At 39.6% G+C, this 22,455-nt stretch carries 14 protein-coding genes and 1 pseudogene; 8 read left to right on the top strand and 7 right to left on the bottom strand.

From position 1 onward, the window contains the following. Window positions 1-288: 288 nt before the first annotated feature. From HMPREF0659_RS11065 to HMPREF0659_RS11045, 5 genes are all read right to left on the bottom strand, one after another. Complete coding sequence (locus HMPREF0659_RS11065) at window positions 289-2,496, bottom strand: amidohydrolase family protein (protein ID WP_044046115.1); 2,208 nt, start codon at window positions 2,494-2,496, stop codon at window positions 289-291. A gap of 22 nt (window positions 2,497-2,518) precedes the next feature. Further along, a complete protein-coding gene (locus HMPREF0659_RS11060; RefSeq protein WP_013265719.1) occupies window positions 2,519-5,134 on the bottom strand; it encodes a hypothetical protein in 2,616 nt (871 codons plus the stop codon). 472 nt (window positions 5,135-5,606) lie between these two features. Continuing rightward, window positions 5,607-6,422, bottom strand: a complete 816-nt coding sequence (locus HMPREF0659_RS11055) for a hypothetical protein (protein ID WP_044046209.1) — start codon at window positions 6,420-6,422, stop codon at window positions 5,607-5,609. A 126-nt stretch (window positions 6,423-6,548) separates the two neighbouring features. Beyond that, window positions 6,549-7,832 carry a Na+/H+ antiporter NhaC family protein gene (locus tag HMPREF0659_RS11050; RefSeq protein WP_013265309.1) on the bottom strand — a complete coding sequence of 428 codons (1,284 nt, stop codon included), beginning with the start codon at window positions 7,830-7,832 and terminating at the stop codon, window positions 6,549-6,551. A 478-nt stretch (window positions 7,833-8,310) separates the two neighbouring features. Then, window positions 8,311-9,375 (bottom strand): LacI family DNA-binding transcriptional regulator, encoded by a 1,065-nt coding sequence (locus tag HMPREF0659_RS11045; protein ID WP_013265225.1) that lies wholly within the window; start codon window positions 9,373-9,375, stop codon window positions 8,311-8,313. 833 nt (window positions 9,376-10,208) lie between these two features. Here HMPREF0659_RS11045 and HMPREF0659_RS11035 point away from each other — a divergent pair. From HMPREF0659_RS11035 to HMPREF0659_RS12985, 7 genes and pseudogenes are all read left to right on the top strand, one after another. Beyond that, a pseudogene (locus tag HMPREF0659_RS11035) lies at window positions 10,209-10,445 on the top strand (hypothetical protein); the annotation flags it as partial. A 265-nt stretch (window positions 10,446-10,710) separates the two neighbouring features. After that, window positions 10,711-12,042, top strand: coding sequence for a DNA recombination protein RmuC (locus HMPREF0659_RS11030; RefSeq protein ID WP_013265076.1), 1,332 nt, complete (start codon window positions 10,711-10,713; stop codon window positions 12,040-12,042). 1,047 nt (window positions 12,043-13,089) lie between these two features. Beyond that, entirely contained in the window at window positions 13,090-13,575 is a 486-nt protein-coding gene (gene nrdG, locus HMPREF0659_RS11025) for an anaerobic ribonucleoside-triphosphate reductase activating protein (RefSeq protein WP_044046113.1), read from the top strand. A gap of 258 nt (window positions 13,576-13,833) precedes the next feature. Beyond that, window positions 13,834-14,259 carry a CHAP domain-containing protein gene (locus HMPREF0659_RS11020; protein ID WP_013265316.1) on the top strand — a complete coding sequence of 142 codons (426 nt, stop codon included), beginning with the start codon at window positions 13,834-13,836 and terminating at the stop codon, window positions 14,257-14,259. A gap of 481 nt (window positions 14,260-14,740) precedes the next feature. Beyond that, window positions 14,741-15,286: a YiiX/YebB-like N1pC/P60 family cysteine hydrolase gene (locus HMPREF0659_RS11015; RefSeq protein ID WP_013265569.1), complete on the top strand. Its 546-nt coding sequence runs from the start codon at window positions 14,741-14,743 to the stop codon at window positions 15,284-15,286. Between the two features lie 716 nt (window positions 15,287-16,002). Then, complete coding sequence (locus HMPREF0659_RS11010; RefSeq protein ID WP_013265658.1) at window positions 16,003-20,034, top strand: glycoside hydrolase family 2 TIM barrel-domain containing protein; 4,032 nt, start codon at window positions 16,003-16,005, stop codon at window positions 20,032-20,034. Window positions 20,035-20,328: 294 nt separating this feature from the next. After that, a complete protein-coding gene (locus tag HMPREF0659_RS12985) occupies window positions 20,329-20,454 on the top strand; it encodes a hypothetical protein (protein ID WP_257885589.1) in 126 nt (41 codons plus the stop codon). A 43-nt stretch (window positions 20,455-20,497) separates the two neighbouring features. Here HMPREF0659_RS12985 and HMPREF0659_RS12545 read toward each other — a convergent pair whose 3' ends face one another. Beyond that, window positions 20,498-20,803, bottom strand: a complete 306-nt coding sequence (locus HMPREF0659_RS12545) for a winged helix-turn-helix transcriptional regulator (protein ID WP_081439558.1) — start codon at window positions 20,801-20,803, stop codon at window positions 20,498-20,500. Then, window positions 20,797-21,249, bottom strand: a complete 453-nt coding sequence (locus tag HMPREF0659_RS11005) for a cupin domain-containing protein (protein WP_013265230.1) — start codon at window positions 21,247-21,249, stop codon at window positions 20,797-20,799. Before HMPREF0659_RS11005 ends, HMPREF0659_RS12545 begins: the two co-directional genes overlap by 7 nt. Window positions 21,250-21,478: 229 nt before the next feature. Here HMPREF0659_RS11005 and HMPREF0659_RS11000 point away from each other — a divergent pair, with 229 nt between their 5' ends. After that, window positions 21,479-21,847, top strand: a complete 369-nt coding sequence (locus tag HMPREF0659_RS11000; protein ID WP_004359338.1) for a winged helix-turn-helix transcriptional regulator — start codon at window positions 21,479-21,481, stop codon at window positions 21,845-21,847. Window positions 21,848-22,455: the final 608 nt, after the last annotated feature.

Below are 22,455 nucleotides of genomic sequence, written 5' to 3'. Positions count from 1 at the left end.
GTTTCTCTCAAGTAATAGAACGCTCCTACAATCTATACTTCCGAACAAGACAACCTTTGAAAATAATTTTACTGTCATTCCTGTCATCTAAACAACAAATTTAACTCATTGGTTTACAAAGAGTTTACATGAAATGTTAAAAGTGACAGCAAATCAAAACAAAACTATTTATGTAAGATTTGCTGTATTTTCTCACTTGTTAGAGAGCCTTTATCCATCTAAATTTCGAAAGGACCATGTTTTAAATAACATCACCTTTTTTCAGAATCCATACTATATTCGGTATTCTTATTTATTCGCAGCATTCAGACTATCATTATTGAAAATATAATAATTCGCATCTCGATTTATCTTCCTTATTATCTCAAAAGCTTCATTTATACAGAAATCATACTCGTAGACTAACAGGGTATATATGTGGCAATATTCATTATAAATGTTTGTAGCAAATATCCCAGCATCATCTGTACCTAAAACTATTGGAGGAATTGGTTTCCCTTCCTTCTCCCATCTAATCCAATTTACAAGATGATAAGAGTTAAAGCTATTATGATAACCTATGAAGATATTACTCGTCGGGAGAGTTTCAATGGCTATTTCTTTATGGTGCATTATCTTCAAGACAGCTAATTGTACTTCTCTCAGAGCTTTCTCATCAAGAATCTCGAAGATCTTTACCTTTATCTCCTTTTTGTATTTCTCAACATACTCTTTTTGATGATATCTCTTCAAGGCCTTAATATTATTTAGTTCCCCACTATCTACCAATTCTAATATATCTTCTTGCCTTCTCTTCCACGCATATATAAGATCATAAACTTGAAAATCATCATTAGGATAGATTTCTCTTGATAGTTCCGTTATACGCATATATAACCGTGGCATTAATGAATCTAAAGCCTTACATTCATTATTGCTAATTAAATTATACACAAAAAGAAGATCATCCATATATGCACCTATTGGAACAACAACTTCACACCCTACATTGTGTGCCCATGTCTCTGGGGCAACGCCAGCTGCTGTCGCATGTCCTATTCGATCACCTCTTTGCAAATCTAAAAAGATTATAGCCTCATATATAGCTCTTAATCCACCAAGCAGATGATAAAAATCTTCACCCGCATGATATGTAAAATGCTGGAATCCTTTTTTGCGTAACTTCTTGAAAACTGGAGCAAACACTTCTGGGGGTGTATCAAACTCGCTTGCAGCTGCATCTATTCCGACTATCGCCTTCCCATTTTTACTGCCACTATTACGCAATGAGATTAGTGCCTCACATATCTTTTTATTCTTAAGTCTTAGTTCTTTAAATCGAATATCTTTTTTTTGTTTATCTGCCCTCTTTATAAAATGTGCAATGAGCTTTATATCTGACTTATTGCAATCTTGCCTATTATTTAGAAGTAACCAGCCTCTTCGAATTTTATCAATTAATTGATCATTTTTGTCTTGTATATCCTTAGGTGAGAATCGTCCCTCAATAATTCTAATATTGTCAAGCTGATTTCCAGCCAATTGAAGGAAACGCTGTTCATACTCTTGTTCGCTATACTCTCTTAATCCATTTGATGTGTATTGTTGGAACTGCTCAAATCCAAAGCATTGGGGTTGCTGCACCAACATTTGATTTACAAGACCAAGTATGAGTAAATAATGGTGAAAAGAACTGGCTACTTCTTTATTGTCAGGGTACATAGACAGATAATGTAGTACTGAGATATAAAGACTACTCTCAGCCTGTCTTGTAAATGATTCAATAACAGGTACAACTTTACAGATCTCAGAGAAAAGAAAATCTCTAAGTTTGATAGCTTGCATTATTAAACGTTTCAGTTTATCAGGTCTTGTCCAATTATCAAACTGCTCATATTGTTCTTTTGCAAGTTTATTACCTTTTGCACTTTCTTCCATATTGTGAATGACTCTTTCTGGGTAGTGCAAAATATCAAGCCAAACAGAATCAGTCTCCATCGTACCATTTAGATGAATATGAAGGTCATTAAATCCATTATTTTCTTTCTTCAATTCTTCTAATTGAGATATGTATGGAGGTATCAAACTCGTGTTTCCCAAGTTGGGTGCAATATACTGATTATAAAAAGAGTCCGACGTAATGTCAGTAATGGAAGAAATGACATTATTGAAAATGTAAGCAGATATCAATAGCATAGGAGGAATATATGCTATTTGTTCTTGCCAAGCATTAAACTTCTCTATTCTAACATATATACGATTGTTTCTCCTTTCTAAGAAATCATTTGCAAGTTGGATTAATCCTTGCGTAAAAACTTGACTTACTTTTGTTATTCCTCTAAACGAACTTTCAGATACAAGTCTTAGATAATGGTGCGGGATTACATAGTTGTGTTCCCGCGCTATTATCATAAGCCTGCGTTCAATATCGTCCAATGTAACATCTTCCCCTTCCTGGTAAGAGGATCGGGAAATATGATCGGTTAATAAGTATGATATGTGTGAGTTACTTTTCATGTTTCAGATGGATATAATCACCTTATTGTTTGTCTATGTACTTTCTTTTAAATCGGTTATTTAATCTCCTTGCACAGTCTTGAGCAATACTGTTCACGAAAGGTAAATTCTTTAACACCTTATAAGCTTTTCTATTATCTTCTATGTCATAAATATTTGTTCTAAAGAATTCCACTCCTTTTTCATCTATAATACGTTTCAGGGATTCTTTTATATTTTTTTTTGTGATATCAATTTTACCATTTACGTCATTCTCTTTTGTTTCAAAATTAGCCTTACTCAAGGTGTTGAATAAATTCATGTCGTTAATAATAATGTCGTTGACATGTTTATTAATTTCTAAAGAAACTTTTGTACTAAAGAAAAAACTAATTAGAGGGCAAGATAATAAGCAACGTACAAGACTAAGTGAATCAAAATAGGATTTCCCATCTTCGTTTTTACTTGTTACTTTTCCTAAGTTATCATAGAATAACTGTGGAGAGCCTACTGGATTATTATTGTTGATATTTAAATTGTTACCAAATATTTCTTTAGCTTCCTCTATCAAAACAGAGTTTAAGAAAACAATCAAATGCTGTTGGAATAGTTCTGCTAAATTCTCCTTATTAGGTACATTTATCAAAGCAGAAGTAAAACGAGTCATAATACGACCTAACAGATAAGGAGGAATTGGACTATTTTCATTATCATGGATAAAGGATTCCCTCCAAGCAATTAATGCTTTTACCAATCTCTTTACAGATTCGTCCTCAATATTTATATCAAGTTTTTCTGATAACTCTTCATTTGAAGAAATATTCTCTTCAGCAGTATCAGATATAATTTGTCCCTCTGATGGCATAGGATAAGTACGATGCAAACTTAAATCACTAAGCAGGCCCTTGATAGATGATGCATCTTTTCCCAAACGAATAATCATACATATTGTCGACAACAATGGAAGTACGGAATAATACAATTCTGTTTTTTGATGTTGTCCTTTTCCCAAAGAAAATAATGGTAACAAAGCTAATACCTTTGGTGTCATACTAATATTATCACCTTTGAGAATGATATCAATTGCATTCTTTTTTTCCTTTTTGTTTTTTTTCGCCTTTAGGGCAAGTCCTTCTAATAGTATCAATTCTGGTAACTTTAGATTGTTTGCCTTTCCTACTGCAGTCATTAAAAGCACTATATTCTTTATTGACATATCTTGCGTGATACCAGTATAGGATAATATTTGATCAAAGGCTGTTGGACTTAATTGCAAGTTGAGATTTCTGGTGTAGCCTACTCTAAGCATATAATCGAATATAATCCATGGACTTTGTTTAACTTGGTTAGCAAATATAGTAGTCAACCCCATAAGGACCCCATTCATATCATGATTGATAGTGTTAGGAATAAGCAAATAGGAATGTGGAAAACCATTTGATTTTTTCAAATATTCTACAATCGATATGATTGTAAAAATAGGATTTTTAATAGCAAGGTCTACATCAATATCAGCTACCATCATACGTGAGACATATGCATTAATCTGACTCATAATATCAGGCTCATTATAATCTGAAAGTATGCTTATCTGACTACGAATAGATAGACCTAATAAATAATCGATAAATAACTGTTGAGTTGAGTTCTTATGAATACCAAAGTTATTTAGGATAGTAGAATATACTTCTACTATTTCTTTGGCTTCCTCCTTTATCATATATGATGTTTGATATATGTGCTTGTAGTCGAGTAATGTTCTCAATTGGATTCTATTCTCTGGTTTAAGCACCTTTAAAAGGTACTGTCCTTCTAACTGATTTACTTGGCTTTTGTAGTCATGTTCCTCAAATGTTTTTAATTCTTTAAGTTGATTCCATTGGTGTAAACGGACATTATATGAATAGAGCGTAAGATTTCCACTAAGAAAAATAACAAACTTAGGTGTAGTAAGATATTTACGTATCGTTTCAAGAACAGACCATCCTTTTGACATGTTGACATCAATATCATCAAAAGCTAAAACAAAAAACTTTTTACCAAGAATATCTAAAGCAATGTCTACCAATTCATGAAAATTACTTTCCAAATCGTATGCGGACTTTACATTATTTAATCCACGCTCGACAATGTACAAATCATCGTCCCAATTTTCGTATTGCTTCTTATTTAGTCCCTCAAGTGTAGGCAAACCTTTAGCTAAAGAACTTAACTTATTTCTCCATTCCTTTTCAAAGCAGCAACAACTTGCATTATTGTCTTTTCTATGACTTTCAATTTTTCTTCGTACTTCCGTATCAATCAATGACAAAATAACTAAGAATACATGTTCCTTCTCTTCCATTTGAGTAGGATCAATAATCTTTAGAATTTCAGCATCGTTTTTGTATTCTTCTTCTATGCTTTGTAAAAGACTAAGAATAAAAGTTGTTTTACCAGTACCTCTTCCTCCAAAGATGGAGATAGTATTGTATTGATGTTCAACATTATAAGGAGATTTTTCAGTATTTAACTTCTTTACTTGATTCTTTATTAACTGTATAACACGATTGAAGTTGTGAGAATGAATACTCTCTTCTTGCTTTAAGCCATGAGCATACTTGCTATCTTCAAGGCAAATAGTTATTTGGCTTTCCTTTGGATTTTGATTATTACACATGAATTATTTAGATTAAAATTATATTTCAAACTTAGATTTAACGTGAAAGTGTTAGATACTCAGTAAACTTAAGTTTATAGGAAAGTAAATCTTTAACCTCATAGATTATTATCACAGAGTTTATGATGCTTTCCTTCAAATGTATGATAAGAGAAATAATTCTCTTTATCAATGTTTAATATTTTGCAAATGTATAAAAATAACTTGTTATATCAAAATATTATAAAAGAAAATTATTTTTTCACAAAATGGTACTCTCTTTCCAAAAGAATCAGTCCCTTTTTTATTGCATAACGCAGTAAAAAAGAAGTTACTAAACTGTAGCTTATTAGACAATTCAGGCAACCCTTCATTTGTTATATTATAAGCATAAACTCTGTAAATACATCAATTCTTTTTTGTAATAAGTTTTACAGCTATACGAGGGTACAAGAGAGCTTAGAATTAAGGCTAACAATGTAAAGACGTAAGCTTACTCTTCAATCTCAGAAAGGCTTCTGACGAAGTTGCTAAAGAAGTTGCTGGTTGTCTCAATGGGTGCATACCTGACGTAGCGGAGACTGCGACGGACGTTGCGACGAAGTACGGAACTGTTGTTTTGTACAAATCCTACGGCGTTTTGTTTGAAGTGCCATTCGTGCGCAGTGTCCTTCGCTAAGTCTGAAATACTGCGTAATGTGAGGCGGTAAGCATTAGGATCACTCTTGCTAACAAAGGGGATTTCGTCTTCTTCAAAGCCAAAGACGGAGATGAGAACATTACCCTGTAGCTCTGCCATAGCACTCAACTGCAGGGTGTTCAGCCAGTTCTCGAGTTTCACGAAGTCTACCTTATTACCCCGAGTTCTTAGGTATTCGCCCATCGTAATGATACCACCTAAGTTCATACCACGTGTAAACATTGTCTCAGAGTTGTTGACAATCAACTTTAACATATCAATCGCCTCAATCGAAGTGTCGATACTATGCAGTTCGTTATAGATAAGATTCTTGAGTCTTCGGTTCAGTAACGCATTGCTAAGTCTGACCGTCTTGGGTATTCTTGCAGTTAAAGTCTTGCGTTCTTCCTGCTTTGCTTTGATGTCAGTGATGATACTCTCTGGCAGGTTGAGTCCTTCATCCATAGCATGTCTTGCGATACCATTGATAAAGATAGGCATCACTTGTTGTGCTTCAACCATCTGTATGAGTCTTCGCCATTTGAAAGGCGACATCGGTTCGAGGTTCGACTGTGTGCCGAATGCGCCCGAACAAAGGATTCGAAAGAAGTTGCGTTGAATGATGTCCATTCCAGATGATTCTATTGGTTGCATGGTGATTGGGTGTTAGGTGATGAGTGTTGGGTGTTGATGATATGTTTAATGGAGTGGTGAATGGTGAGTGATGGGTGTTGAATGTTGGGTGATGATGATATGTTATGAATAACGACGGGGATAATGGAAGAGAATAGAAAGGAAGGCTGTGATGCCCAATAACATTGGATAATACAAGAATGGGACAATGCTCACAGGGTTTATCTTTGCCAAACCTGCTGCCATTAATATCTGTGCACCGTAAGGAATCAAACCCTGCGCACAGCATGAGAAGGTGTCGAGGATGCTGGCTGCCTTACGTTTATCTACGCCATAGCGGTCGCCTATCTGCTTCGCAATACCGCCCACGGTAAGGATTGCTACCGTATTATTGGCTGTACAGATATCCACCAAACTTACGAGGAAAGCTATTGTTAGCTCTGCTCCGCGCTTACTGTTGACGTGTCGGGTGATCATCTTGATGAGATAGTCGATACCACCATTCTCACGGATAATCTCTAACATACCACCTGCCATCATCGTGATGATAATCAGTTCGCCCATTCCTTTGATTCCTGCGCCCATACTTCCAAACCAACCATAGACGTCGTAGCTGCCATCAATGATACCGATAGCACCTGTGAGGACAATTCCAATGGTCAATACGGCCATCACATTCATACCAAAGAGTGCACAAACCAGTACTGCCATGTAAGGTATGACCCTGTAGATGTCAACGTTAGCGACTTGTCCTGTCGTATGTATGTCTCTTCCCAAGAAGATATAAACAAGCAGAATCAAGACTGCTGCAGGGGCAACGATGAAGAAGTTTACTCTAAACTTATCTGCCATCTTACACTCCTGTGTTCTTGTTGCCACAACAGTTGTATCGCTAATGAACGAAAGATTGTCGCCAAAGAACGAACCACCGACGACGATTGCAACGACAAAAGGAAGCGAACTCCCCGTAGAAGTGGCAATACCTGCTGCGATAGGGGTGAGTGCAACGATAGTTCCAACGCTCGTTCCGATACTCATAGAGATGAAGCAAGCAGCGAGGAAGAGTCCTGGCAGCAGCATGTTATCTGGTAGGACAGAGAGGGTTAGGTTGACCGTAGCGTCAATACTGCCCATGTCCTTAGCCGAGTTGGCGAATGCTCCAGCAAGTACGAATATCCACAGCATCATCATCATGTTGTCTGTGCTGGCTCCCTTGCTGTATATCTCAATTCGTTTTGCGAGTGGATAGCCTCCTGATATGGCAATAGCAAAGATACTCGAAGCCATGAAAGCCACGGTAATCGGTACCTTATAGAAGTCACCCGATATGATTGAAGTGACCAGATATAGTACGATGAACACAAGTAACGGACTCAACGCGAGGAGTCCTTTTTTGTTTTCTGTCATTTGTTGGGTGTTTGGTGTTGTGTGATGGGTGGTGATGATTTGTGAGGGAGGATGGGTGGTGGGTGTTAAATGTTAGGTGTTGATGAATTGTGCAGATGTTGAATGATAAATGATGAATGTTGGGTGTTAATTGTTAGCTGTTGAATGTTAGGTGTTGATGATTTCTATTAACCTATGATTCATCCCCTTTTCACCCTTACCATATCTTATTTTAACCCTCCGCACATCTTGTGCTAAGCCTTCGCACATTATGTGTTAGCCCTCCGCACGTCATGTGTTAAGCATCATCACCCTTTTTATCAATGCCTTCTTTTATTTAATTTCATCCCCCTTTTACTACCTTTCTTTCATCTTGTTTATAGCATTCTTGCCTCCCTACCCCTTCGAAAGAGGACTGAGCTGGGCTCCTTCACCACCTAACCCTTAGCAAATTTGTCTCCCTCCCCCTTCGGGGAGGGTCGGGGTGGGGCTTTTTATTTTACCCCCACGACCTATGATAGAAGTCTATATTCTCTCGCATAAGCAAGTCGATAGGCATGTAGTTGACTGGTTCAACCTTCTTTTTCAGCACGATAGCACGGAAGAGGGAGTCAACACTGAAGTAGCCTTGTTGGTAGGCATGCTGTGCGATGAGGAACGATATGCTACCCTCTCGCAGGCAGTCAGCATTCTTATGCACCACGTCATAGCCCATAATCTGAACGTTATGGCGATGCGTCTTCAGCAGGAATTTACCCACGATATGCGCCTTTGAGTTCAGTGTAATACAATGGTGTACTTCTGGATGCTCGCTGAAGAACTTTTCTAAGATATGATCATAACGCTTTCGCTCCTCGTCTAATGGGAGGTTTACCTCCAAGATCTTAATATTAGGGAAGTTCTCTTCCATATAATGACGGAAGCCCACCTCGCGATTCTCTTGCTGACGACTTGCCATCTTTCCGTCCTTCGTCTGCTTCATAAGCATGATGCTTTCCTCCTTTTGAGCAATGAGCATCAGCATTCGAGCAGCAAAACGACCACTCTGGATAGAGTCCTGTCCGTAGAATGACAGCGGTTGCAGCGATGGCATATAAGAGTCGAGCAGAATGAAAGGGATGTTGCGATCGTGCAGTTCATCAGTGAACTGGCGTGTCACCTCTAATGTCGTAGGGACAAGGATAACGCCATCCGGATTCTGCCTAAGGCATTTCTGGTAGGTCTCGATAAAAGAGTGAGGGTCCAATCGACTGTAATACATGATTTCCAAGTCGATATAAAAGTCTCTACGTGCCTCTACCGCCTTCATGGCACCAATCTCAATCTCTTCCCAGTAAGCCTCACTGCTGTGCTTTGGAATCAAACAATAGAACGTGTAACTCTTGTTATAAGCCAATGCACTTGCGTAGACATTCGGCTGATAATTCATCTCCTTCAGCACCTTTTCCACTCGTTTCAGTGCGGATTCCGATACATTCGGGCGTTTATGCAATACTCTATCAACTGTTCCAACACTTACACCTGCACGTTCTGCAATGTCTTTGATTCTTATCTTTTCTGCCATAAATATGGGAAGTGAATATAATATTTTTGCGCTGCAAATTTACTAATAATTGTTGGAATGTGCGAAAGCACAACGTTAGAATTTTTAAGTAAAAGTTCTGGTTCTTCCGAAATATGGAGTGATAAAGTAAGCCTACTGCTTATAAAAGGCACACAGAAAGGGGGAGAACACGGAGGTGAAAGCAGACAATCTCACGGAGGTGCCGAAGGCACAAAGAGCGACAGAGCCGTAGTGTACGTGTTGCTGATAGCTTTGGTAATAAACGTTTTAACTAATCTTGCAAACCACTGCTTTGTAATGAAGTAGACCAAAGCATTAATAAAACTCACAGATATCCTCTGTTCCTCCACGCACCAACTGTGCCTCTGTGCCTAACGATTGCAACTATATAAAACCTCTGTGTTCTCCTTTGCTCTGTGTGACCTATCTTTAAATTTCTAATCTCAAAAGGTATCACTCCAAATTGCTGAAGACCCGATTTTAAGTGTGTATATGCTGATAGCATCCATCAATTTGAGTACTATAGAAATACTGACCAGATTGTGATTAGAGTTGATTCTAATATTTTATGCCAGACAATAGTCTGCAGCAAGTTTGTACACGAAGTTCGTTTAGAAATCAAAAGTTATCTCTAAAGAGGAAAGTCTTTTACTTTAACAAAAAGACAGGTTTCTTAGATTCTATAAAGTCCAACCAGAAGGATATGCAACATAGTAGGAGTATAGCTTATGACGAAAATGGTTGCATTATAAGACCATGAAAAGGTGAATTACTTCGGGTGGGGAAGTGTATTACTATGGTAGGCAGGGTGAGGTGACAAAGACTGTCCGTACGGTAATGGCACGGAGACTACCTATACCTACGACAAGCAGCGTGAACGTCTGCAGGTGATGAACCTTACAGCGGATGGTCAGACTGTGATGGGAAATAGGTATCGTTATGATGCTGTGGATAATATCCTCGGTATTACGAATGCTGCCAACCCAACGTCGCTTACGAAACTCAACAAGGCGAAGTTAGGAGGAAGGAGTTCGCATACGTATGAGTATGATGAGCTGAACCACCCTGTTCCTTGCAATATTTAGTCTGAGTGTACTGAAAAAATATTCTTTTAAAAGGGGCGATTTTCTCTGATTTTATTTGTATTTTTGTCATGCTAATCGTATCGTTTCGGACGCTTTTATCCAATAATAAATAAGGTGACTTTTACGATGTGGCAAAGTCCTCATGATAGAAGCCTGTGCTATTCATGTCTGTTGAGGCGCTACTGAGGCTCTATAAAGTCGATTCATTCATGGCTTTATATGAGGAGAAAACAAATGAAAAAGAACAAGTATGGCAATAATTTATCTACTTCTCGGCATCATCATCGGTGCAAGCATCATGCTCCTCTGGATGAAGAACAAATCAACACAGGAACAGAAGAATGCTGGTGAGCAATTAGCTGTCCTCCGTAGTCAACTTGAAACAGAACGAAAGAATGTTGACGAACGTATTGCGGTGGTGAAAGAGAATGCTTTGCAGCAGCTTGAGGCAGAGCGAAAGCATGGCGAACAGCTACGCGACGAACTCCAGAAGCAGGCTGAAGCGAAGAACCGACTCCTGCAGGAGGAGGTGCGCAATATGGCTGCTCAAATGTTGGATGAGAGTCGGGAGAAGATGAATACGGCTGATAAAGAACGTTTGGACGCTCTCCTCTCACCACTAAAAGAGCGTTTAGAGGCTTTTAATCAGACTGTTACAAACAACAGTAAGGAGAATACAGCCAACAAAACAGAGATTAAAACGACCTTCGAGGAGGCGATGAAACGTCTTCATGCGGAGCAGGAACTGACCATCAAGGCGATGCGTGAGGATCAAGAACGGGCGGTGAAGGAACTGCGTGAACAGACGGAACGTATTGGTAATGATGCTGCTTCGCTTACACAAGCCCTTAAAGGCGACTCTAAGATGCAGGGCGATTGGGGTGAGATGATTCTCGATAAGACGTTGGAAGACTGCGGTCTTATTCAGGGGCAACAGTATTTTCTGCAAGAGAACTACAAAGACAAGGACGGTAATAACTTCCGACCAGATGCCGTGATAGTCTTCCCGAACGAAGAACGTGCCGTGATAGATGCTAAGGTTTCACTGACGGCTTATCAGGCAGCAATCAGAGAAGAAGATGCAACGGAGCGTGAACGCTATTTGAAGGAACATGTTTCCTCTATCAAGAAGCATGTCGACGAATTGTCGGCTAAGAATTACGAGAAACTTGTACCGGGCTGTATTGGCTTTGTACTGATGTTCGTTCCTTACGAAAGTGGCTATTCTGCTGCTTTGAAGACCGACCCATCTATCTTGCAATACGCTTATCGTAAGCATATTATCATACTGAGTCCAAGCAATCTTCTCATGGCTTTGCAGTTGACACATACGATGTGGCAGAACTTCCGTATGACAAAGAATGTAGAGGAAATCCTCCACCAATCAAACGAACTCTTCGATAAGTTCGTCACCTTTGCAGAGACTTTCGTGAAGTTAGGTGTCGACATCGACCGCCTACAGCAAGACTTCAACAGGGCGAAGGGTCAACTAAACGAGGGTAAGGGTAACATCGTTCGCCGATTAGAAGGATTAAAAACATTAGGTATCAGTCCGAAGAAACAGATTCCAGAGAGCCTGTAATAAGAGCCTTCGATAATTTGGAGTGATAAGGTTTATCTCATAAGCTTAGAGTATTGACGTAATGTCACACAGAGAAAAGGAGAAAACGGAGGATTATTAAAAAACGATAGAAGCCACAGAGGCACCGTCGGTGCATGGAGCTAAGGAGGTTATTTGCCAGTTTTATTATAGATTTTATTCACAACTCATTAGCCCCAAAAGCAATCAAGAATCTGTACGCTACACCTCCGTTGCTCTTTGTGCCGCTGGCACCTCCATGATATTGTGTTTAACTCCGTCCGCTCTTTAGCTCTGTGTGCCTTATTATGTAAGGTCTTTAGTTTATCACTCCATATTTTGGATGAATCTGTAATAAGTAGAAACCGAGCTATAAATAGTTTCCTAAAATCATATAAAACGTCCTCAACAATCTGCTTTCAGATTGCTGAGGACGTTTTGTCGTTTCTGAATTTCCTTTACATTATCTTGTGCTTTTATACCGAAAAAAGGCTAAAGAAAGGTCTTCTTTTCTACTTTTGTAACCCTCTCGCTATAAAGAAGTTACGAAACAGTGTTTCAAAAGGTGCTTAATTGGATTCCAAAAGGGCGTTAGTAAGGGTCTTAAAGGGCACCTTTTGCAAGCCAAAAGGGCGTCTTTACGAACCTAAAAGAGCATGTGTTGATTTTCAAGTGTTGAGTTTTTTATTACAAAATAGATAGTTATTTTGGATTGTTTGGAATAGAAATTGGTAAAATCTATACTATTCAAAGAGCATATTTATCTTTTATTTGTGTAGAATATGTATTCTGCTAAGAATAGATGGGTACACAGAGATAGAGCGGACGGAACTAAAAGTAATATTACAAAAGTGCGATGGTATAAAGAATGACAGCGACAAAGCTTATAAATTTTATCAATAATTCCACATAAAGTCTGCTTTGTTTAATACTTTCTTTATATCTTTGTAGAGTAGAAAATCGTTCACATTAAAGGAGGTGACACGGTGTTGCGTGGGTGAAGATAATCACTTGAACATAAGCATGTTTAGCAAAAAGAATCAGATAGTAATGCTTCGTTATATCAATACAGATATCGTCTTTCAGGAGTTTCCCGATGAGGTGACGCTTGCCATTAATATTTCGGGATGTCCGTGTCGCTGTCCGGGCTGTCATAGTCAGTTCTTGTGGGTAAATAGGGGAGATGAATTGACGGCTGAAGCACTGTCTGCGCTGATTCATGGTGCGAAAGACACCATTACCTGTGTGGGGTTTATGGGGGGCGATGGCGACCCAGCGGCTGTTGACCTGCTTGCGAAATATGTCCAAGAATGTCACCACGGTTTGAAGGTTGGTTGGTACACTGGGCGCACAGCAATCTCTCCGCTTATCGATCAACAGCATTTCGACTATATCAAAGTGGGACCCTACCTCCGCCATTTGGGTGGACTTGATTCCCCACGTACCAATCAACGAATGTACCGCCGCTGTACAGATGGAAGTTTTGAGGATATCACTTCTCGCTTTTGGAAACATCAGACAGGCAATAACCTATAAAAAAGTTACCTTTGGCTAATAAGATTTAAGCCTGCGTTCCTTGACATCTTGCTTAAAAAATACTACCTTTGCACTCGCTTAGAAAGCAGTTAATTTCGGTTAACAAGAGAAGGTGTTATTGGTCTTATAAATACCAATCCTGCTTATACAAAGGATTCGTATGTCTTGCTTTCTCTGAGTGTATCTTCCATTAAAACAAGGATTAAGACGAAGAGATTGAGATGTTTCCAGAGTCGGTAAATTAGATTCAATTAAATAATGAAAAAGATTTTATCAATAGTAATAATTCTGATATCCGTTCTTGTTATTTGGAGTAGAAATTTTAGTTATAATCCAGAAAAGACAGCTGTATATGTCACAAATAATGCATTAAGTAAATCACATACTTGTTGTGCATGGTTTGTTATGCGGGCTATGCAAGCAGGAGGATGTCCAATAGGAATTTATCCAGCTTACTATTATTCTAAAGTATTACCGAAATATGGTTTTAAAGTAATAGATACTAAAAATTATAAGAAAGGTGATATAATAGTATTTCCTGCTATTAAAAACCATATCTTTGGGCATATAGCAATATGGAATGGTGAACAATGGGTTTCTGATTTCAAACAGAAATCAATGTTTCCTGCGTCTGGTTATAGATTTACGAAATATAAAATATTTAGATATGAGAAAAGCTTGTAAATATCTTAAATGGTTATTTTTTATATTACTATATTATGCAATATGGTATATTATTATATATGCAGTAAATATGAGTACTCCAGAATAAATTAAATTTATAAGAACTCAATCATGAGCTCCGAGCGTATCCTCCATTAGAATAAGGATAAGGACTGATTGATGATTGTATCGTGCTCAAAAGTAGTAACTCTTAGAACTTTTTACATTAAAACAAGGATTAAGATACATCGTTTTCCTCGTTGTTCATAGCGATGTGGATTTAGGTAGTTGCTTTCCATTAGTACTCATAGTCCTTTGGGAGTAGAGTTCTTGGTGGTTAGGGTAGAGATGTCTTGAGAATGAGTTGTTGGCAACAAAAAAGTCTGCTCCGCTTGACATTCTGCATTAGAATCATTACCTTTGCAATCGCTTTACGGCTACTCCTAAGTAACGGGAAATGTATTTTTAGAGTCCTTGTAAGTCAAGGAATAACAGAATAATAATGAAAAAGTTTAAGACAATAATCATGTTACTATTGGTTGCTATTGCATTGTATGCGCAGCGAACTCCAAGATTGACGAATGATTTTAAGGAGGGAGACTTAATCTTTCAAGTATCGCAAAGTCGTCAGTCGCCTTTTATTCAATTAGCAACTAATTCTCCGTGGTCACATTGTGGTGTGATTGTAGAGAAGGAAGGAAAACCCTATGTGCTTGAAGCTTCTAATGTTGTCAAGCTCACTCCACTAAAAAAATGGATTGATAGGGGTAAGATGGGAAGGTATAAGAGAAGACGAGTACTGAACAAACCTGTCAAAATTAAGTACGCTAAATACCTTGGTAAGCGTTATGATTTAGCCTTTAAGTTTAATAATGATAAGTATTATTGTTCAGAACTTATATATGATATCTATAAGGATCAGTTTGGTATTCAACTTGCTACGCCCAAGCCTATCAAGTCTTATCATATCTTCGGACTTGGTAAACTAATGAAAAGACGTGGTATGGACCCAAATCAGAAAGTCGTTGCTCCTTGTGACTTGTTATAGATTTAGCTGCATAACGGAAACCGAGTTCTCATGTTGCCTTGTACTCTCCACAAGCAACCTGTTAACTTGTCGGCTCGTTCACTCGTCTAACTTGTTACCCCTCATGTCGCTTTGTTTTCTTAATACATTTCTATAAAACAAACTTTGCTGTCACTCCTATCACTCGAAAAACTCGTCTAACTTGTTAGTTTACAGTGTGATTACTTGAAGTGTTAAAAGTGACAGCAAATAAAAACTAAACTCTTCTTGTAAGAAGTGTATTAGTCTCTTGCTTTTTTCAAGCCCTTCTCACCCCATATATTATAAGTACTTACCCCTGTTCCCCTGTTACTTTGTATTCCTCCACTATCATCTTTTTCCCTTGTCTACTCGTCTAACTTGTCCACCTGTTCCCTTGTTACTTTGTCTTCCTCCACAATTAACTTGTTCACCTGTCCACTCGTTCACTTGTCCACTTGTCCCCTTGTTACCCTGTCTTTCTTTACAATCAACTCGTTTACTCGTCTACCCGTTCACTTGTCCACTTCCCCCAAGAGTGTATTATTTACGTAATATCCTCCCTTTCTCATTGCTTATTTGTTTTTTTTTATTAACTTTGCCTACATTGATAAAAGAAGTGAGGTCTGCATGCTGAGTAACAACCTCATAGCGTCTTTGGAGAAACCTTGAAAGAGGCAGTCAGAGACAGATAAGACAGAATATAACACCTAACTATTATGCATAAACAATTTTTAATCGGTTTATTATTATCGTTATTAACAGCTGCGCCTATACAGGCTGATGACTATCCTACTGGAGGCTATCTCTTCGGTCAGGCTACAGCACCAACTGGCAATGAATGGCAGTCACCCGGTGCACTGGGTTATAACAAACTGCCAGCTCGTGCGCTATTCTCTTCTTTCTCTTCGGTTGACGAGGCAAGAAAAGTATTGCCAGAGTTTGCTAAGGATTACCTTTCTCTCAACGGAGAATGGAGTTTCCACTTCTCAAAGAACCCCGATGAACGTCCAAAAGACTTCTTCGCAAAGGGTTATGATGACAGCAAGTGGGACCGTCTGCAGGTGCCAGTAAGCTGGAATATGGCAGGTATTCAGAAAGATGGAACACTGAAGTATGGTGTGCCTATCTATGTAAATCAGTGGGTTATCTTCAAATATAACATCGAACCAGGCGACTGGAAGAAGGGTGTTATGCGTGAACCGCCAAAGAACTACACCACTTACGAATATCGTAATGAGGTAGGTTCGTTCAGAAGAAGCTTTGATATTCCAACTACTTGGGACGGTAAGGAAGTCTATCTCAACTTTGATGGTGTAGACTCATTCTTCTATTTGTGGATCAACGGTCGTTATGTAGGCTTCTCAAAGAACTCACGCAATACGGCACAATTCGATATTACCCCTTATATCACTAAGGGAAAGAATGAGGTGGCAGTAGAGGTTTATCGTTCGTCTGACGGTAGTTTCCTCGAGGCACAGGATATGTTCCGCTTGCCAGGTATCTTCCGTAATGTCAGCGTAACAGCTACTCCGAAGGTACATATTGCTGATGTGAAGGCTATCCCTTCCTATACAGACGGCAAGGGGACTGTAAACCTTAACACAACACTGCAGAACCTCACTACAAAGAATGCGAAAGACTTACATCTGCGTTGGAGCATCTATAAGAATAGACTCTTTGCTGATGATAACGAGTTGGTGGCAACCTTCGAGGATGCAAAGGCAAAGACCGTTTGTAACAGTAAGGGACAGGCTGACGTTCGTCAGACACTTACCGTGAACAATGCGGTAGCATGGACAGCAGAAGAGCCTAATGTCTATGTTCTCGTTGGTGAGTTGATGCAGGGAAAGAAAGTTGTTGAAACGATAAGTTTCCAAACTGGTTTCCGTACTGTTGAGATTAAGGATACACCAGCAAGTCAGGACGAGTTCGGTTTGGCTGGAAGATATTACTATATCAATGGTAAACCAGTGAAACTCAAGGGTGTGAACCGCCACGATACCAACCCATTGACGGGTAAGGTTATCTCTCGTGAGCAGATGGAACATGAGATTATACTGATGAAGCGTGCGAATATCAACCACATACGTACCTCTCATTATCCTAACGACCCTTACTTCTATTATCTCTGCAATAAATATGGTATCTACTTAGAGAGCGAGGCAAACATTGAGAGCCATGAGTACTTCTATGGCAAGGCATCGCTTTCACATGTGCCAGAGTTCCAAGCAGCACACGTTGATCGTGTAATGGCAATGACTCACCAGCTTGTTAATCAGCCTTCAATCGTTATCTGGAGTTTGGGTAATGAGGCAGGACCTGGTCATAACTTCGTTGTAGCCTACGACTCTCTGAAGGCTTACGATGCTTCAAGACCAGTGCAGTATGAGCGCAACAACGACATCGTGGACATGGGTTCTAACCAGTATCCAAGTATTGCTTGGACCCGCGATGCGGTGAAGGGTAAGATGGGTATCAAGTATCCTTTCCATATCTCAGAGTATGCCCATTCAATGGGTAACGCTGTAGGTAACCTCGTTGACTATTGGGAGGCAATGGAGTCTACGAACTTCTTTATGGGTGGTGCTATCTGGGATTGGATTGACCAGAGTATGTACAACTACACAAAGGAGGGCAAGCGTTACCTCGCTTATGGTGGTGACTTCGGTGATACGCCTAACGATGGACAGTTTGTTATGAATGGTATTATCTTCGGTGATGAGACACCAAAGCCACAGTATTATGAGGTGAAGAAGGTGTATCAGTATATTGGAACAAGCTGGAAGGACGCTAAGACAGCTACTTTGGATGTATTCAATAAGAACTACTACTCTGATGATCTTAGTGGTTATGCAATGTCTTATAGCCTGACCGCTGATGGTGTAACCGTTAAGAAGGGCGACCTTGAGCTTGGTAGTGTACCAGCAAGAAGTCATAAGAGCATTACAATCGCAGGACTCAACGAGGGTCTTGACCCAAATAAGGAGTACCTCCTCCACATTACCTATCGCCTCAAGCATGACATGCCATGGGCAAAGGCAGGATATGTTCAGGCTGAAGAGCAGTTGCCTGTACAGGTAGCAGCGGCTCGTCCAGCTATCGCTGCAGCAGGTAAGGTGAATATGTCAGCCGTAAAGGACAATAAGATTGTCTTCTCTGGCAAAACCTTCACAACGACATTCGACCTCGCAAAGGGTACGATTTATAACCTTCAGTACGATGGTAAGACTATCATTGCAGACGGTTGTGGACCAGAGTTGAACGCTTTCCGTGCATGGGTTAACAATGACAACTGGGCTTACGAAGGATGGTATGCAAATGGTTTGAACAACCTGCAGCATAAGTGTACTAACTATACAACCCACGCAAATGCTGACGGTTCTGTTTCTGTTGTGTTCAATGTTGAGTCACAGGCACCTTATGGTTATCGCCTTGAGGGTGGTAATGCCAACTGGAAGAAGCTCATCGAATACAAGGAAAAGCCATTCGGTAAGGACGACTTCCGCTTTAATACACAGGTGGTTTACACTATCTTCCCTGACGGTAGCATCGAGAGCGAGAGCGCAATTACAAGCAATAAGCCTAATCTGACACTCGCAAAGTTGGGTTATACCGTACGTGTTCCAAAGGCACTCAGCTTGTTGAATTACTATGGTCGTGGTACAGTTGACAACTATCCAGACCGTAAGACGGGTCAGATGATTGGTATCTATGAGCAGCAGAATGTTGAGGATGAGTTCGTTGCCTTCCCTAAACCACAGGATACCGGTAACCATCAGGATACTCGTTGGCTCTCTCTTACAGGCAATGATGGCGGCGATGCCCTCTATGGTGCTATCTTCGTGGCTAAGGATAAGATGAGTTTCTCAGCACTTCCTTGGTCGGATAACACCATTGCAATGGCTAACCATCCACACGAATTACCTCAGAGCGAATATACTTATTTGCATCTTGACATGGCTATCACTGGCCTTGGTGGTAACAGCTGTGGACAGGGTGGTCCGTTACTGCGCGATCGTGTCATGGCAACGCCACACACCTTCGGTTACATGATTCGTCCTATGAACTCTGTTAAGACCAACGACCTCGTTAGCAATGCGAATGTAAGTCTGAATGGTGCTACACCACTTACCATCGTACGTGACGGTGAGGGCAATGTGACGATCAATGCAAATGGTGCGAAGGGCGATATCTACTATCGTGTTAACGACAGCAAGAAGGCAGTGAAGTACACTGGTCCTATTAGCTTGCGCAATGGTGGTACGATTTCAGCTTGGACAAAGGAGAATGATTGGCTTGTAGCTTCTCAGACCTTCTCACGCATTGAGAGCATCCCATTGTCAGTAGTCTTCGCTTCAAGTCAGGAGAGTGGTGAGGGTGACGCAAGCCACCTTACTGATGGAAATCCAAGCAGCTACTGGCACACAATGTACTCTGTTACTGTGGCTAACTACCCACACTGGGTTGACTTCGATTGTGGTGGTATGAAGACTATCAAGGGTTTCACCTACCTCCCACGTCAGGACAGTAACAATGGTAACATCAAGAAGTACAGCATTCAGGTAAGCAACGACGGCAAGACATGGGGTAAGGCTGTTGCTGAAGGTGAGTTTGAGAACAACAGAAAGGAAAAGACTATCCTCCTCACTACACCAGTTAAGGCTCGCTTCGTCCGTCTGACAGCCCTCAGTGAGCAGTCTGGTCAGGACTTCGCAACAGGTGCTGAGTTTAAAGTGTTAGAGAAGTAAAGGGCTTATAATAGTCATTTGATAAATAAAAAGATAGGGAATCACAATTTGTCGTTCCCTATCTTTTTTGCGTTCTTGCTAACTGTCTATAATCCGTTCGAATCATATTTGCATCCACTCGTCGTTCTATTTCAGCTATATAGTGCATGAAGTCTTTTATTTATGTATGTAACACAAAGCAGATTCTACCTTTCATACGTTAGAATTATCTTAAAATAGATTTGCTTTTATCTCAATAATTGATTACATTTGTAGTCGATAAAAATGCGGATAGGTGCAAAAATATAGAATAGAATGGAGATAAGACGTGATGCATTGCTCAAACGATTGATGGATTTGAGATATAATGGAATGATTAAGGTCATAACAGGAAAGGAGTGGAAGAAACGATATTTTCTTTCACTCCTTTTCGTTTTGTAGAAGTCTGAAATGTGACTAAATACAATGTTACACCTTCTTTGAACTATTGCCTTAGAGATGGGGAAACATTCCTCTCACACCAAGCGATGAGCGTTGAGACGAGTGGAAAGAGTTCTTTCCCCATGTTTGAAAGGACGTATTGTTTGTCGCTTTCAACAATAATCCGATCTTCTTTTAGTATATTTAGCGAGGTGGATAGGGGAGAGTCGGGCAGGTCATGCCTTAACTCTTCGTAAGTTGCTCTGCCTTTCTTACCGAGCGTTTGGATAAGGCAAAGCGTGTCCGCTACGCATATCCGTGAGAGGATATTACGTATCGGACACGTAGGGAATAGTGGGTCAATTACCATTTCAGTTCTTCATTCAGTATCACACCATCGCCAGCAGGTGTATCATTCTCAGCAAAGCTGTTTGCCTTATACTGGATGCAGAGCATTAACATCTCGTCATTACCAGTATTCTTCAGCGCACGCTTACCTTCTGGAGCAACGCGAATAATACTACCTTCAGTAACAGGGAAGACCTCGCCATCAACCTGATACTCACCTTCACCTTTGAGGATAAAGTAAAGTTCCTCGTGTGTCTTGTGTGTATGAAGGAAACCACTGTCCTGACCAGGTACAAGAGTCTGGAATGAAATTTCGCTACCTGTTGCTTGCAATGCCTGACCAGCGAATACCTTACCCGGAATCTCTATCTCTCCAAGTGGGAGCACATAGTCCTTGATATTGCTGAGCTTACCTACGTTTACTGCTGTGAAGTTCTTACCATTCTTGATCGTTTCAACTGTTTTCATAATTCTTTTTGTTTTATTGTTTTGTTTGTTTTGATGATGCAAAGGTATTGACTTTTAGTCTATTCTGCAAGTAGGCACGCAAATGTCAGCCAGTTACCTTGAGGTAAGTAATGCTGATAATAAAGCATTTAAAGGGTATTTGTTTTACATAGTTTAACACTAAAAGATGCGAGCCTTAGCTTATAATAGTTACTTTTGTGCAGTAATATGACTTAAAGAGTTTAGAAGTATGAATAGAAACGAAGTCAGAGATGCCCTCTATCCTAACTGTCCTATAAGAAATGTACTGTCAAGAGTAGGGGACAAGTGGTCGATGTTGGTGCTTTTCACGTTGGAGAACAACGATTGCCAACGCTTTAAGGAACTGCAACGTAATATACCCGATATTTCTCAAAAGATGCTGACTGCAACGCTGAAGATGTTGGAGGGTGATGGACTTATTCATCGGGAAGTCTTTCCAGAGATACCTCCCCGCGTTGAATATTCGCTTACGGAGAAAGGGAAAAGTCTACTACCGCTTATCGACAACCTCCTTTCATGGGCGAGTGAGAACATGGAAGATATTATAGAGTCGAGAAAACAGTATCTTTTAAAGTAGGCTTTTTAGAGGTCTTGGAGGTTAATAGTTCGACTGTTAGCAACCCTTTTTGTAAGTATTTTTCGTCTACTCGATTTTTATTAAGGCTTAATTTTATTCGAATTAACGCCTTTTTGGCTTGCAAAAGGTGCTCTTTAAGCCCCTTACTAACGCCCTTTTGAAGTCCAATTAAGCACCTTTTGAAAAGCAGTTTTGTAACTCTTTTATAACGAATGAGTTACAAAGGCTGTAAGGAAAGCGTTTTTTCGGCTGTTTTTGGTAAATAAATCAATGGTAAATGTAAATAAAATTCAGAACTATGGGTTTCTTATAGGATATGAATTAATAAAGTTTACCGTAGCTATAGAATTCATGTAGTAACCATTTGTAGTACCTGAAAGTAACTAATAAACCGATAAGAAGGTATAGAATAGGACTCAAAAAGAAAAATGAATAAGGCTTAGTTAGCATGCTAACCAAGCCTTAAACCCCAATCAATCATTAGACCACAATATGGTTGTTTCATATTATGGTATTGTTTCCTAACATCTTTCATTTTCTTATCAGCATCTTGTTTGTCTTTGTAACTTGACGTAGTCCACTACGCCTGCGTTCCAAAGCCAAACAAT

The sequence above is a fragment of the Prevotella melaninogenica ATCC 25845 genome (genome assembly GCF_000144405.1).
In the GTDB taxonomy this organism is placed as follows: domain Bacteria; phylum Bacteroidota; class Bacteroidia; order Bacteroidales; family Bacteroidaceae; genus Prevotella; species Prevotella melaninogenica.
The sequence above is the reverse complement of the archived record's forward strand: the minus strand, read 5'-3'. Positions and strand labels throughout refer to the sequence as shown.

Bases quoted from the DNA above. Each gene is read 5' to 3' on its own strand.
- HMPREF0659_RS11010 (WP_013265658.1), top strand. From the start codon at position 16,003: ATGCATAAACAATTTTTAATCGGTTTATTATTATCGTTATTAACAGCT.
- HMPREF0659_RS11065 (WP_044046115.1), bottom strand. From the start codon at position 2,496: ATGAAAAGTAACTCACACATATCATACTTATTAACCGATCATATTTCC.
- HMPREF0659_RS12545 (WP_081439558.1), bottom strand. From the start codon at position 20,803: ATGGTAATTGACCCACTATTCCCTACGTGTCCGATACGTAATATCCTC.
- HMPREF0659_RS11050 (WP_013265309.1), bottom strand. From the start codon at position 7,832: ATGACAGAAAACAAAAAAGGACTCCTCGCGTTGAGTCCGTTACTTGTG.
- HMPREF0659_RS11030 (WP_013265076.1), top strand. From the start codon at position 10,711: ATGGCAATAATTTATCTACTTCTCGGCATCATCATCGGTGCAAGCATC.
- nrdG (WP_044046113.1), top strand. From the start codon at position 13,090: ATGCTTCGTTATATCAATACAGATATCGTCTTTCAGGAGTTTCCCGAT.
- HMPREF0659_RS11000 (WP_004359338.1), top strand. From the start codon at position 21,479: ATGAATAGAAACGAAGTCAGAGATGCCCTCTATCCTAACTGTCCTATA.
- HMPREF0659_RS11060 (WP_013265719.1), bottom strand. From the start codon at position 5,134: ATGTGTAATAATCAAAATCCAAAGGAAAGCCAAATAACTATTTGCCTT.
- HMPREF0659_RS12985 (WP_257885589.1), top strand. From the start codon at position 20,329: ATGGAGATAAGACGTGATGCATTGCTCAAACGATTGATGGATTTGAGA.
- HMPREF0659_RS11055 (WP_044046209.1), bottom strand. From the start codon at position 6,422: ATGGACATCATTCAACGCAACTTCTTTCGAATCCTTTGTTCGGGCGCA.
- HMPREF0659_RS11015 (WP_013265569.1), top strand. From the start codon at position 14,741: ATGAAAAAGTTTAAGACAATAATCATGTTACTATTGGTTGCTATTGCA.
- HMPREF0659_RS11020 (WP_013265316.1), top strand. From the start codon at position 13,834: ATGAAAAAGATTTTATCAATAGTAATAATTCTGATATCCGTTCTTGTT.
- HMPREF0659_RS11045 (WP_013265225.1), bottom strand. From the start codon at position 9,375: ATGGCAGAAAAGATAAGAATCAAAGACATTGCAGAACGTGCAGGTGTA.
- HMPREF0659_RS11005 (WP_013265230.1), bottom strand. From the start codon at position 21,249: ATGAAAACAGTTGAAACGATCAAGAATGGTAAGAACTTCACAGCAGTA.